Genomic DNA, 14,028 nt, shown 5'->3' with positions numbered 1-14,028 from the left:
TCATTGCAAAAACCGGCCAAGTAACTGAAGAAACCGCTGCAACCCTTCCTCCATCTCCGGTTCCTTCATTTGAGAATAGCAAAGACGGATGTGGCGGGAAGGCGTTTCCGCAGAGTAACAGACATCACCGGGTAAAAAAGAAATGCTCTCCTGCTCCGCCAAGTCATGCAGGCTTGCGATATCAGGAGAAGGGGGCAGCTCCAGCCAGAGATTAAGTCCTCCCTCTGGTAGCATATAGTTCACTCCAGGCGGCGCGTACAGCTTCAGAAGCTTCGCCGCCTTTTCCATACGACCACGGAGTGTAATTCGTAGCTGTGCTGCGTAGGCGTCGTATTTTTCAGCGATGAAGGGTAATACGGCCTTCTGTGTCAGCAAGGGACTTCCAAGGTCACTCGCAGATTTAGCGGCGATCAGCCGGGACAGAATATTTCCTTCAGCGGCTACACAGGCAATTCGGCAACCAGGAGCAAGTACTTTGCTAAAGCTTTTCATATAGACTACATGTCCATCGGGATCCATTGATTTAATCGCCCTCGGTGGAGGTGCATGGAAATATAAATCACTAAATGGGTCATCCTCAACAATGAGGCAACGGTAGCTGCGCGCTAATTCCAGCAGTCGTTGCCTTCTTGTGATGCTCATAGTTACGCCGCTTGGATTTTGAAATGTAGGGATGGTATAAATTAGCTTTGGGGGTCTTTGATCACACATTTTTGTAAGAACATCCACCCGCATCCCTTCACTATCCGTAGGTACAAAAATCATCTCTGCACCTCGTCCCGCAAATACATCAATAGCACCAGTATAGCTAGGCGCCTCAAGATAGACTGTATCTCCAGGACCAACAAATGTACGAGCCACCAGATCAATGCCTTGCTGGGTCCCGCTGGTTATCATCAAATCGGAAGAAGTTAGCGAAATCCCACGCGATTTCAAATGTTCTCTCATGACATTCCGCAGCTTAAGATCTCCCTGAAAATTTCCGTAGGTCGCCATAAGCTCCGGTTGCTCTTTGACCAAGGACGCGTAGGTGTCACCAATATCTTGAAGTGGCAGCAGCTCACTGTGGATGGCGGCTAAATGAAAGGGATATTTCACTTCCGAAACATCAAAATTCCGCCAAAGCTGAGCCCGCGGCAAATAATCATCATATAAATCCTGCCAGCAACCCTCTTCGTGACGTCTATTATGGGTTGGATCGGCTACAAAGCAGCCTTTGCCCTGTCTGCAGTAAATAAGTCCTCGTCTCTCAAGCATATCGTAAGCCTTGCTTACTGTAACCTGACTCACGTTCAATGTTATAGCTAGACTTCTAACGGAGGGCAGCCGGACACCTTGCTGAAGCAGTCCTGATGAGATCCGCTGACTGAGGGTTTCACTGATTTGATGGGGCAGAGTTTTGCTGCCGCTGCGATTCAAATCGATATGCATGAACCCTTCACCTCCACTGTTATATTCAACGCTTTACTGTTATACAGCGCTCCTATTATGATAGCATCAATTCGAAAGGTGGAGAACTAATTTATGGATATCAAATACTCAACGGCAGCCAATCATCTAGGGTCATCAGCAGTTCGGGAGATTCTAAAAGTTACACAGGGCAATGACATCATTTCACTTGCAGGCGGGCTGCCTGGGGAGGATTTGTTTCCCTTGGAGGCCGTACGCGATGCCTATAATCGTGTGCTCTCCAGCGATACCTCAGCGCTTCAATATGGGCTAACCGAGGGTTTTACTCCACTACGTGACAAAATCGCTGAAAGACTTACCCGGCAAGGCATCCCGGTTACATCCTCTGAGATGGTGCTGACTACAGGCTCACAGCAAGCTATAGATCTGTTATGCAAAATATTGCTGGATCCCGGCGATGCAGTTTTTGTGGAAGCGCCCACCTATCTGGCAGCACTACAGGTACTCGGTTCTTACCGGGCTGCTATTCATACGATACCAAACGACGAACATGGCATTCTGCCAGATCAATTGGAGGAGCAGATTCGGGTACATCGACCAAAACTGCTCTACGCAGTTCCGACCTTCAACAATCCGTCTGGAGCAACCTGGAGTAAAGAGCGCCGCGAGCAGGTGGTTGAAATCTGCCGCCGTTACAGTGTTCTTATTCTAGAGGACAATCCCTATGGAGAAATAACCTTTGATGAAGATAAAACTCTATATCCCCCCTCACTAGCCTCCATCGATAGAAGCTTCGGCGGGGATTATTGTGTAGTCTACACAGGGACCTTCTCCAAAATCGTCGCCCCTGCCCTGCGCACGGGTTGGATTATCGGCGATTCCGAACTAATCAAGACCATCGCCAAGGCGAAGCAAGCAGCCGATCTGCATTCCAGCACCATCGACCAGCGTGCTTTAGATGAGCTGCTGTTGCATTTTGATATTGAGCAGCATATCCGCCTCATCTCAAGAGAGTATCATTCGCGTATGAAGCTCCTGTCCGCGGAGCTCAGATCACATAACTGGGAAGGAGCATATTTCCTTGAACCAAGAGGCGGCATGTTCCTATGGCTTACACTTTCCGAAGAGATTAACACTAAGGAATTACTCCCGCTGGCAGTGGAAAACGGAGTAGCGTTTGTTCCAGGAGAGGTATTCTATTCAGCGGAGCCTCACAAAAGCAAAATGCGCCTTAACTTCACGCATACGCCACCCGAACTAGTTCATGTTGCTGTTCAACGTCTAGAGAAAGCATTGGTTCAATGGCAGCAAAATCAAAACATCGTTCGGTCGTGAATAACTGCTCGTAATCAATAGCCACGATAGCTAATTAAAACGGCTTCTCCATCCTTTATTGGACGGAGAAGCCATTTTTTGTGAGCAGATTTCTGCGTTTTCACTTTTGCGCATTTGCAGAATGTTACCTTTACGCATTTCTGCAAATCAAATTTTCGCATTTCTACTTTTAGCGTTTTTGCAAATCTCATTTCGCAATTCCACAATCAGCGTTTCTGCACAGCTCATTTCGTATCTTCACATTTCACATTCAGCGATTTTCACACGTCATATTTCTGATTTCCACATTTCAGCGCTTCTACAGATCACATTTTCCTATTTCCACATTCAGCAATTTTTGCTCGTCATATATCGCATTCCATATTTCAGCCTCTCTACACATCTCATTTTCGTATTTCCCCATTCAGCAATTTTTACACATCACATATCGCATTCCCACATTTCGCCGTCGGCATCACCAAACATCCTTTAGTTACTCAACACATCTGCCATTCAACTAACTCCGATTTCACAGCGAAGTTACAGCCAGAGGTTACAATTGATATTTTGCTACTAACTCCAATCTTCCCGCAGAAGATTAGCCAAGCTCCGCATTGTTACAGTTTGCTAGCTACTAATCTAATTCTGGCGTCAAAGTAACTATGGAGTTCTGGAGTTCTGGAGTTCTGGAGTTCTGGAGTTCTGGAGTTCTGGAGTTCTGGAGTTCTGGAGTTCTGAGTTCGGGAGTTCGGGAGGTTCGTATCGGACCCCAGCGCTCTTATTTGCATCAATTCCGCTCATTTAGTTTGCTATCGGACTCCATAGTCACTATTGGATTCAAAACGCCCGATATCCACCCTGTTTATGCCGAATAACGGCTCTCCAGTCCGAAACTCCTCCAAAAAGGCATAAAATACACAAATAGCTGCATCTCGGTCCGTTAGCATATCAGCTCATCAGCCCATCAACCATCTGCCATCTGCCATCTGCCATCTGCCATCAGCCATCAGCCATCAGCCATCAGCTCATCAACCACCAGTCATCAGCCCATCAGCTCATCAACCACCAGCCACCAGCCATCAACAATCAGCTCATCAACCACCAGCCACCAGTCATCAGCTCATCAACCACCAGCCATCAGCCATCAGCTCATCAACCACCAGTCATCAGCCCATCAGCCGCTAGCAATTCTTTTAAAAAATCCAATTTCTGCATATCACGTTACTAAACACCTGCATTTTCACGCATCACTGCTTTATATATTTGCCTTATCCGCATTTGTTTGCAACAAAAAAGGCGACGTAGCCGGGTTACCGGGATACGTCGCCGTTTGTATGGTGTTGTTATTATAACGTTGCAGTTAGGAAAGTTTGCCGTAAGCCGGGTTCTGTGCTCGTCGTGGTTCGATCGGGAACTACCCTCCCACCATAAGCGACAATCATCTATCTAGGCCATACATTACTGCACAGCTCCAGCGACCAACCTAGACGCGCCTCAGGCTAAGGCTGCTTATTCAGCTGCGTCTCATTAGGTCTTGCTCCAGATGGGGTTTACCAGGAACGAAGTCACCAGCGTTCCTCGGGGTCTCTTACACCTCGGTTCCATCCTTGCCTGTGCCGCCCTAAGGCGGCCATCGGCGGTCCATTTCTGTGGCACTATCCTTCAGCTCGCGCCGACTGGACGTTATCCAGCATCCTGCCTTATGGAGCCCGGACTTTCCTCCCGTGACGTCTTCACGTCACCGGCGATTGTCTGTCAAACTTTCCGAACAACATTATATATTATACAGACATCACATGTCTGGCACAAGCATTATTAAATGGCAATTTTATAGGAACTTAAATGGCTCCGTATTCACCTGCGAAGCATGTACAGCTGTATCATACTTATGCTCGGCCAATTTTCCAGCCATCCACTCCGCTACTTTCTCTTTCATGATCTTCTCCGCATTATGTCCCGGATCAATCAGAGTGATTCCGGCGAGCGCAGCATCCTGAACTGTATGATAATCCAGATCCCCAGTAACCAGGACATCCGCACCACGGAAAATAGCACTGTTATAATACTTTCCACCCGAGCCACCGAGAACAGCGGCTTTACGAATCGGACGGTCCAAATCACCAACAACCCGTACATGGTCTACCTTCAGACCTTTTTTTACCGTCTCCACGAATTGTCCAAGGGTTGTAGGCTCTTTGAGCTTTCCTACCCGCCCAAGTCCTAAGCTGCGGCCCTTAAGATCCATTGAATATAAATCATAGGCAACCTCTTCATAAGGATGGGCCTTAAGCATAGCCTGCACCACTTTATTGCGGATGGAGTGCGGGACGATCGTCTCAATACGAATTTCCTCGGCACGTTCCATCTTACCTTTTTCCCCGATATAAGGATCCGTGCCTTCTCCTGGAATAAAAGTACCGTATCCCTCGATATTGAAGCTGCAATGACTATAGTTGCCAATTGCACCGGCTCCAGCATTCAGAATAGCATCCAGAACCTTCTGATGATGATCCTTCGGCACAAATACTACCAGCTTTGATAATTGCTCTGAATGAATGTCTTTGATGGGTACTCCGTTTTCTATGCCAAGAGCTTCAGCCATCCAATCATTCATTCCACCCTCGGTAACATCCAGATTCGTGTGGCTGATGTACACCGCAATGTCATTCTTGATTAATTTTTCATACATTTTGCCCGTCGGTGTGTCTGTCTGGATTCCTTGCAATGGACGGAAAATAATCGCATGATGCGCAATAATCAAATTGCAGCCTAGACGAATCGCTTCTTCAACTACCTCATCATTCACATCTAAAGCAACTAATACATTAGTTATTTCTTTTTGCAGCGTGCCCAGTTGAAGGCCAATTTTGTCCCAATCCTCAGCTAAATGCTTAGGAGCCAGTTGCTCCATATACTGAATTACTGTTTGTCCCTTGGCAAACATTGTAGCACCTCCGTAATTTCCCTGATCTGACCTTGAATCTGTTTCCGTTTATTCTCAGCAGATTCTAGTTCTGAACGTGACAACGATGTTAAAATGCCTTCCAATTTCTGAATCTCACCCTGCCACTTAGCAAAAAACACAGCATTTGGCGCTTGAAGCAGCCATGGTCCCATTTGCAGCAAGGCCTCTTGCCCAAGGACCTTAGTGGAATCCCCCAGGGTTAAGTCACGATATACACTTTCATTTGTAATTCCAGCGTCCGTATTTTCTGGTACAGCCGTCAATACTTCATATAACTTCCCGTCTTCTTCCAAAATTCTCTCAGCTACGAGTACCCATTTATTATTTAATAACCAGCGGCGCAAAATATCCTCGCCTACATTCGGCTGAAGCAAAAGGGTTGTAACATCCTTTAGCTTACCTTGGCTTTGACCCCGGTCCAGAATCGCGGCAATTAATGCGCCTCCCATGCCAGCAATCGTGATACAATTGACTTCACCAGGTTCCAGAACCTCAAGGCCGTCTCCTCGGCGCACCGAGATCACCTTCCCTAGTCCAGCCTCTGCAACGCCCTTACAAGCAGCATCAAAGGGACCCGGGTTTACTTCACCTGCAATTGCAAACACAGCCTTACCGCTTTCGACAGCGGCCACAGGAAGCAAGGCATGATCGGAACCGATATCTGCTAATCTGCTTCCTTGCGGAATTTGCTCCAGCAATTGCTGAAGCCGATCTGATAATTTCACATTGTTCATGTTGCCACCCACGTTATCCATTTTTTTCGAAACCCGAACAACAAAGCTAACCCTGCTGCAATCTTTAGGATCAGCATCAATGAAATCCACTGCGGATAATCCTGTCTTAATAAAAGAGCGTCAAGCTCTGGCATGATCCAAAGCGATACTCCCACTGCAAAATAAACACTGGCAACACCGCTTACCTTATGATGCAAAAGCCAGCTTAACCATACCATCAGCACACACAATGGCAGCCATAGGAACTCCAGTTCAAATATAGAGGCCTCCGGGCTTCTTCCACCGAAGAACCCTGCATACAGTAATGCCCAAAAAGCAAAACCACAGTACTGCAACAAACCTATCCGGAGTAAAAATCCCAAAATACACCATAACAAGCCGCAGCACCCAATTAGAATAGGCCTCCAGAGCTGAGGATCCAGATCATGCAAATCAATCAGCCATAGCCCAAAACCAAGCGTTAAAACACTGCCCAGCCCCGCTAGGATAAGACTGATAACATTGTTCCGGTCCTTATAAACGGCGGAGTATCCATAACAAATAATTAATACAGATAGTGCGGTTGCAAGTTGCAAAGGCCAAGGAAAAACGCTAAAATAAAGACTAATCAAGAAAATCAAGGAAATAATTCCAAAAGAAAACAGCCAAATTTTGATGCTTCCCTGCTGTAAATTTCTCAGCGAAATTGGATTGTTATCCTTATTCGCATCCTCATCGTCATACAGATTGGTTAAGAAATCGCAATACTGCTCTGGCAGCAACCGGCTTTTTCTCCAATACTGAATCTCTTTTATAATGATGTCGCGTTTTTCCAAATTCACTGGTTCATCCTTCTTTCCAGATACACAAGGTCAACACATTTTTTACCAGCGTAAATTCAAATAAAAGAACCTCCTGCCACTGAGCAGCAGAAGGTCCAGTTCATGAAATACTATTCAAGGAAATCCTTAAGCCGTTTACTGCGGCTAGGGTGACGAAGTTTGCGCAATGCTTTGGCTTCGATCTGGCGAATCCGTTCCCGGGTAACACCAAACACCTTGCCGACTTCTTCAAGCGTTCTTGTCCGTCCATCATCAAGGCCAAAACGCAGGCGAAGTACATTCTCTTCACGCTCCGTGAGCGTGTCCAGCACATCCTCCAGTTGTTCCTTCAGGAGTTCATAAGCCGCTGCATCCGCAGGAGCCAATGCTTCCTGATCCTCAATGAAATCTCCCAGATGAGAGTCATCTTCTTCACCAATTGGTGTTTCCAAGGATACAGGTTCTTGGGCAATCTTCATGATCTCTCTAACTTTCTCAACCGTCAGTTCCATCTCAGCCGCAATTTCCTCTGGGGAAGGTTCGCGTCCCAGTTCTTGCAGCAATTGGCGAGAAACCCGAATCAGCTTGTTGATCGTTTCCACCATGTGTACAGGAATACGAATGGTACGCGCCTGATCCGCAATCGCACGAGTGATGGCCTGGCGAATCCACCAAGTAGCATACGTACTAAATTTGAATCCCTTATTATGGTCAAATTTCTCTACTGCTTTGATCAGACCCATATTACCTTCCTGAATCAGATCCAGGAACAGCATACCGCGTCCGACATAACGTTTCGCGATACTTACTACGAGACGCAGGTTCGCTTCTGCAAGACGGCGTTTAGCTTCTTCATCGCCATTCTTAATCCGCATAGCAAGCTCAACTTCATCGTCAGCCGACAACAAAGGAACGCGTCCGATTTCTTTTAGATACATACGGACAGGGTCATTAATCTTGATCCCTGGTGGCAGTGACAGATCGTCATCAAAGCTGAAATCATCGCTGTCTTTATCCTCATTATCCTCGCTTGGTCGGAGGCTGTTAACCTCTTCATCGTTCTCGTTTACAACCTCAATTCCCAAATCACTGAGTTGCTCGTAGAACTCCTCCATTTGCTCGGGGTCTTGATCAAACGGCGATAATTTCTCCATAATATCTTTGTAATTTAATGATGATCTTTTCTTACCTTGCTCAATGAGCTGATCCTTCACCTGATCCAAAGTAAATTCTGCTTCCAATTCAGTATGCTGATCGTTCGCCATAATTCGACTCCCTCCTCCCTAGGTACATCCTGTCAACATGTCATTGTCTCTCTAGGGCTATAATCTCACTTGCTATTTGTGCCGCACGCAAAAAGTCACCTGACTTTTCAGCCTGAATCATCTCTTCACGCTTCTGTTCCATTTTGCGTTGCAGTGGGTATTTCCGCACTTCACGAATACAATCATCTAGAACCTGCATATTCCAGTCCGGAGGGGTATCCATCATGGATATTGATGTCGCAGTTTTTTCCAGACGATCATCCTGAAGTGATGATAGAAACCGACTAATGCCGGGTGGTTTGCCTTGCGCGTAATAGGCATATAGATAAGCAGCAATTGCCGCATGATCAACGATGTTGAAATCTTCTCCGAGGCGTTCGCCCACATACGTGGCGGCTTCCGGGTCCTGGATCATAAAGGACAATAGACGCCGTTCCGCGACATGATAAGCGGGTAGTAAGGTCGGTGTCTGCACCTGCCCTTTTTTATGCCTACCATTATTCCACCTTTTGTCGTTATTATCCCCTTCAGGGATGTTTTTTTGCATCGATGCCCTAAGTAAATTACAATCCTGCTTCAAACTATCATATGAAAGTTCGAGTTCAGCAGCGATTTCCTTCAGATAAACCTCTCGCTCTGTTGAGGAATGCAGTGAAGCAATAACTTCTAAGGCTTCCTTGACATAGGCGATTTTGCCATCTTCCTCTAGGAGTATATGGTTTTTTTTCAGATATATAAGCTTAAATTTTATGGATGAAACTGCTGAATCAATAACCTGATCTTTAAATCTTTCTCCTCCATGCTTGGAGATAAATTCATCCGGATCCACCCCGCTTGGCAGTAAGGCGATCTTTACACGCAGGCCGCTGCCTTCAAGCATCGGAATGGCCTTCATGGCTGCTGCTTGTCCCGCCCGGTCACCGTCGTAAGACAGTATAATTTCATCAGCCAGGCTCTTCATAAGTGCCACATGACCCTCCGTCAAGGACGTTCCCATCGTTGCTACGCCGTTATGCACACCCGCTTCCCAGGATGAGATGACATCTCCGTATCCTTCAAACAGGACGATTTGTCGAGTTTTGCGAATGGATGCTTTGGACTGGTGCAAATTGTACAATATCCGGCTTTTGTTAAACAATCTACTCTCCGGAGAATTTAAATACTTAGGTTGACCCTCTCCAAGTATTCTTCCGGCGAATGCGATTACCTTGCCTGTACGGTTGGCAATCGGAAAAATAATCCGGCCACGGAAACGATCCAAATAGCCTTTGCCCTCACCGCGGGCTGACAGAAGTCCGCCTTTCTCCATTTCCGCAAGGTCAAAATTTCGTTTCTCCAAAAACTGCAGCAAAGTATCCCAGCGGTCCGGAGCATATCCGATCTGAAACTGGTCAATCATTTTATCACTGAAGTTCCGGCCTCTTAAATAGTCCATAGCGGCTTTGCCGTGTTCCGTATTCTTCAGCAAGTAATGATAGAACTTTGCCGACCATTCATAAGCTTGAATCAACCGGTCGCGTTCCGGATCAGGGGGAGACATCATACCTCCCTTACCTTCTGGAACGGGAATATCACTTTCTTCAGCCATTATTCTGACAGCTTCGGGGAAGGTTAATCCTTCGATTTCCATCCTAAATTTGATGGCATTTCCACCCATACCGCAGCCAAAGCAATGAAATACTCCCCGGTCGGGGGTAACAGTAAAGGAAGGGGTTTTCTCCGAATGGAACGGGCAGAGGCCCCATAAATATTTCCCCTGCTTGGACAAATGAACAACCTTACCGACTGTATCGACTATATCATGACGCGCAAGCACGCTTTCGATAACCTCTTCCGGAATATTGCCGTGTCCGCTAGCCACTTCAACCACCTTCATCTCTTAACAAATAAATATAATTCGCTATTGCTACACATTCTCCTGCAAAAGTATTAAAAGTTTTGTCAGTTTATGTTGAAAATAAGTTTTTTCTTCTGCCGTTATGGGTTTTGGACCCTTGGAATAATGTCCCCGTCTTCGTTCCACGGCCCTGGCATGTCTTCCCTCCAACATAAAATCCATCTTGGAATTGTCGTATTCCTGACCACGAAATGAAAGCACACTGCATCGTTTACCTAGTGCAAGTGCCGCAAGACCATAATCTTGAGTCAGTACCACATCTCCTGCAGTAATATGATTGGCAATATATAGATCGGCACTCTGATCTCCTCGATCCACCTGCACAACCGTTACACCCTCTTCAGCTTTCAGTGCATGGTCATAAGAAGATACCATAAGTACCGGAACACCAAAGGTGCGACCTACCTCAGCGATCTCTTTTTTGACCGGACAAGCATCCCCATCCACCACTATCGTTCTAGACTGGGACTTCTCCATGATCATCACCAATTTCCCGTGTAATATATATACGCCCTCTCCGCAAGAAATCCTTCTTTCTAAGCATAAATACGGAACGGATGTCAAATGACGCATTGGCACCGTTCCGTATATTTATACCCCAAACCAACATTCTATACCATAAGATTCAAATTTTCTTGATTAAAATTACCAGACAAGCTTCGCGAAATCAGCGAACGACTTGGAGTCAGCATCAATACCAGCAAGCAGAGCCAAACGGTTAGCACGCACTTGCTCGTCCTCAGCCATAACCATAACGGAATCAAAAAATGTTGTAACGGCGTCTTTTAGACCCGAAAGAATCCGAAGTGCTTCTTCGGCATTTTTTGCCGCCATAGCTTCAAGGTAAGGTGTGTGAAGCTCCTGCCATGTATTGAAAAGCTGCATTTCGGCATCTTCTTTAAGTAAAGCAGGATCAATCACTTCACTGGTTGCTTTACTTGCCAAATTACTGACACGAGTAAGCGAATCCACGGTAATCTTGAAATCTGCTTGGTCGGACACAGCAGCCATAAGAGCACGACTTCTGCCCACAACATCTACTACGTCGTCACAACCAGCCGCTGTAACAGCGTCCACAACATCATAGCGTACATTGTCAGATAAAAGACGTTTTACACGCAGACCGAAGAACTCGTACAGGTTTATACGTAGTTCATCTCCAGAATGTTTCGTATTTCCTGAATTTTCATGAATTTCAATCGCCGCTTCAAAAATTTCGCGCAGCGTAATTGGCAATTTATGCTCAAGCACAATTTGGACAATTCCTGCAGCCTGACGGCGCAGCGCATATGGATCCTGAGATCCTGTCGGGATGATGCCGATGGAGAAGCAGCCAACAATCGTATCGATTTTGTCCGCTATGCTGACAACTGAACCGGCTTCTGTTGAAGGTACAGCATCTCCTGCAAATCGTGGCTGATAATGCTCGAAGATCGCTTTTGCCACAGTTTCAGGCTCGCCTGCTTTACGTGCATAATCTTCACCCATTGTTCCTTGCAGCTCAGGAAATTCATAAACCATTTGAGTTACAAGATCAAATTTACAAATATCCGCAGTGCGACTTACTTCGGACACAGCAGTAGCTGACAGTCCAAGCTTCACAGCCAGACGATCAGAGATTTGGCGAATACGGCGCACCTTATCCCCTACGCTTCCCAAATCTTCATGGTAAACAATGTTCTCAAGCTTGGCTAACGCATCGTCAATCTTCATCTTTTGATCTTCTTGATAGAAGAATTTGGCATCTGATAGACGAGCACGAAGCACTTTTTCATTTCCCTTAGCGATAACATCCAAGGATTCTGCATTCCCGTTACGTACCGTTACGAAGAATGGCAGCAGTTTGCCAGCTGCATCAAAAACAGGGAAATAACGCTGATGCTCACGCATCGAGGTAATCAGCACATCCTGAGGAATCTCTAAGAAAGATGGATCAAAGGTTCCAAAGAGCACGGTTGGTGTTTCTACCAAGAACAGTACTTCTTCCAAAAGATCTTCTTTAATCGCAATTGTCCAGCTTTTCTCTTCAGCCAATTTGTTGATTTGATCCAGGATGAGCGTTTCCCGTTCCTTCACATCCACAAGTACATGCTGCGCACGCATGCTCTCCACATATTGTGCAGGCTCCGAGATTACAGTCTCTGTACCCAGAAAACGATGTCCACGGCTCACATTACCCGCTTTTACATCCGTAATCTCCAAATCAATGATCTCTTTACCAAAAAGAGCAACCATCCAGCGAATCGGACGAACGAATTTAAAATCGTAAGCTCCCCAGCGCATGTTTTTCGGGAAAGTCATCGCATTTACAATACCCAGAAGTCCTTCTGTGAGCAAAGAAGCAGTCTCTACACCCGCACTATTTTTTGTGGCATAAATATATTCCACGCCAGCTAGCTCTTTAAACGTAAATTGCTCTGGAGATACACCCTGACTGCGGGCAAATCCTAGTGCAGCTTTACTCCAGTCGCCGTTAGCATCCAGCGCGATTTTGCGTGAAGGTCCTTTGACCTCTTCACTAATATCCTCTTGCTTCTCAGCCGCATCCTTAACAAATACAGCGAGACGACGCGGCGTAGCATATGCAGTAACTCCAGCATGGTTTATACGTGCAGAATCCAACCACTTGGACATTCTATCTTGCAGCTGTTCCATCGCAGCACGGATAAAACGTGCAGGAATTTCCTCCAGACCGATCTCAAACAGGATATCTTTAGACACGGTCAGCACCTTCTTTCTTCAGCAGCGGGAAGCCAAGCTTCTCGCGTTCCTCAAGATATGTTGCCGCTACGGAGCGGGCAAGATTACGCACTCGGGTAATAAATCCAGTCCGTTCAGTTACACTAATTGCTCCACGTGCATCGAGTAGATTAAAGCTATGTGAGCATTTCAACACATAATCGTAGGCTGGGAACACAAGATGCTTCTCCATCGCTCTACGCGCTTCCTCTTCATACATGTTGAACAGCGAGAATAACATTTTTACATCCGATACTTCAAAAGTGTAGGTAGAATGCTCAAACTCCGGCTGATGAAAAACATCACCATAAGTCATACCGCTTACCCATTCAAGATCGAACACATTTTCTTTATCCTGAATGTAAGAGGCTAAGCGCTCCATACCGTAAGTGATTTCTACAGCAACAGGGTTAGCTTCGATGCCACCTACCTGCTGGAAGTAAGTAAATTGAGTGATCTCCATACCGTCCAGCCATACTTCCCATCCCAGACCTGCACAGCCCAGGGACGGATTCTCCCAGTTATCCTCTACAAAACGGATGTCATGCAAGAGCGGATCAATACCGAGTGCTTTCAAGCTATCCAAATAGATCTCTTGAATGTTATCTGGTGAGGGTTTGATGATTACTTGGAATTGGTGATGCTGATACAGACGGTTCGGGTTCTCTCCATAACGACCATCGGAGGGACGACGTGAAGGCTCTACGTAAGCCACTCTCCAAGGCTCAGGACCTAGCGAGCGTAAAAAAGTCATAGGGTTCATCGTGCCGGCGCCTTTTTCTGTGTCATAAGGCTGTACGATGATACAGTTCTGTTCAGCCCAGAACTGCTGCAGTGTCAAAATCATCTGCTGGAAGTTCATAATACCGTCTCCTTCGCTTTACAAGTTTTTTACAACAGCTTG

Annotated in this window: 10 protein-coding genes and 1 other RNA gene; 1 reads left to right on the top strand and 10 read right to left on the bottom strand. The window is 46.3% G+C overall.

Annotation, left to right across the window (positions count from 1 at the left end; all coding sequences use genetic code 11):
* Positions 1 to 1,431, bottom strand: coding sequence for a PLP-dependent aminotransferase family protein (locus NST45_RS04075; protein WP_076098537.1), 1,431 nt, complete (start codon positions 1,429 to 1,431; stop codon positions 1 to 3).
* Between the two features lie 93 nt (positions 1,432 to 1,524).
* On the opposite strand from NST45_RS04075, the gene NST45_RS04070 reads away from it, so the two are divergent.
* Positions 1,525 to 2,745 (top strand): PLP-dependent aminotransferase family protein, encoded by a 1,221-nt coding sequence (locus tag NST45_RS04070; protein WP_339824964.1) that lies wholly within the window; start codon positions 1,525 to 1,527, stop codon positions 2,743 to 2,745.
* Between the two features lie 1,340 nt (positions 2,746 to 4,085).
* On the opposite strand, the gene rnpB is transcribed toward NST45_RS04070, so the two are convergent.
* The 9 genes from rnpB to glyQ all read right to left on the bottom strand — a co-directional run bounded on the left by rnpB (position 4,086) and on the right by glyQ (position 13,986).
* An RNA gene (rnpB, locus tag NST45_RS04065) (RNase P RNA component class A) lies at positions 4,086 to 4,488 on the bottom strand.
* A gap of 64 nt (positions 4,489 to 4,552) precedes the next feature.
* On the bottom strand, positions 4,553 to 5,668 hold the full coding sequence (locus NST45_RS04060) for a Nif3-like dinuclear metal center hexameric protein (protein ID WP_036683794.1): 1,116 nt from the start codon (positions 5,666 to 5,668) through the stop codon (positions 4,553 to 4,555).
* Positions 5,644 to 6,414 (bottom strand): class I SAM-dependent methyltransferase, encoded by a 771-nt coding sequence (locus tag NST45_RS04055; protein ID WP_036683946.1) that lies wholly within the window; start codon positions 6,412 to 6,414, stop codon positions 5,644 to 5,646. Before NST45_RS04055 ends, NST45_RS04060 begins: the two co-directional genes overlap by 25 nt.
* Positions 6,415 to 6,419: 5 nt before the next feature.
* The gene (locus NST45_RS04050; RefSeq protein ID WP_076141828.1) at positions 6,420 to 7,244 is read right to left on the bottom strand and encodes a hypothetical protein; all 825 of its coding nucleotides are present in this window, start codon (positions 7,242 to 7,244) and stop codon (positions 6,420 to 6,422) included.
* 110 nt (positions 7,245 to 7,354) lie between these two features.
* On the bottom strand, positions 7,355 to 8,488 hold the full coding sequence (rpoD, locus tag NST45_RS04045; protein WP_036683799.1) for an RNA polymerase sigma factor RpoD: 1,134 nt from the start codon (positions 8,486 to 8,488) through the stop codon (positions 7,355 to 7,357).
* A 40-nt stretch (positions 8,489 to 8,528) separates the two neighbouring features.
* On the bottom strand, positions 8,529 to 10,349 hold the full coding sequence (dnaG, locus tag NST45_RS04040) for a DNA primase (RefSeq protein ID WP_036683805.1): 1,821 nt from the start codon (positions 10,347 to 10,349) through the stop codon (positions 8,529 to 8,531).
* 45 nt (positions 10,350 to 10,394) lie between these two features.
* Positions 10,395 to 10,868 carry a DUF188 domain-containing protein gene (locus tag NST45_RS04035; protein WP_036683807.1) on the bottom strand — a complete coding sequence of 158 codons (474 nt, stop codon included), beginning with the start codon at positions 10,866 to 10,868 and terminating at the stop codon, positions 10,395 to 10,397.
* 162 nt (positions 10,869 to 11,030) lie between these two features.
* Entirely contained in the window at positions 11,031 to 13,106 is a 2,076-nt protein-coding gene (gene glyS, locus NST45_RS04030) for a glycine--tRNA ligase subunit beta (protein ID WP_076098534.1), read from the bottom strand.
* Positions 13,099 to 13,986, bottom strand: a complete 888-nt coding sequence (gene glyQ / locus NST45_RS04025; protein WP_036683820.1) for a glycine--tRNA ligase subunit alpha — start codon at positions 13,984 to 13,986, stop codon at positions 13,099 to 13,101. The genes glyS and glyQ overlap by 8 nt, the downstream gene beginning before the upstream one ends.
* Positions 13,987 to 14,028: the final 42 nt, after the last annotated feature.

Source organism: Paenibacillus sp. FSL R7-0163, assembly GCF_037969975.1.
Lineage (GTDB): Bacteria > Bacillota > Bacilli > Paenibacillales > Paenibacillaceae > Paenibacillus_AQ > Paenibacillus_AQ odorifer.
Note: the sequence above shows the minus strand (reverse complement) of the source record. Positions and strands in the feature narration are given on the sequence as shown.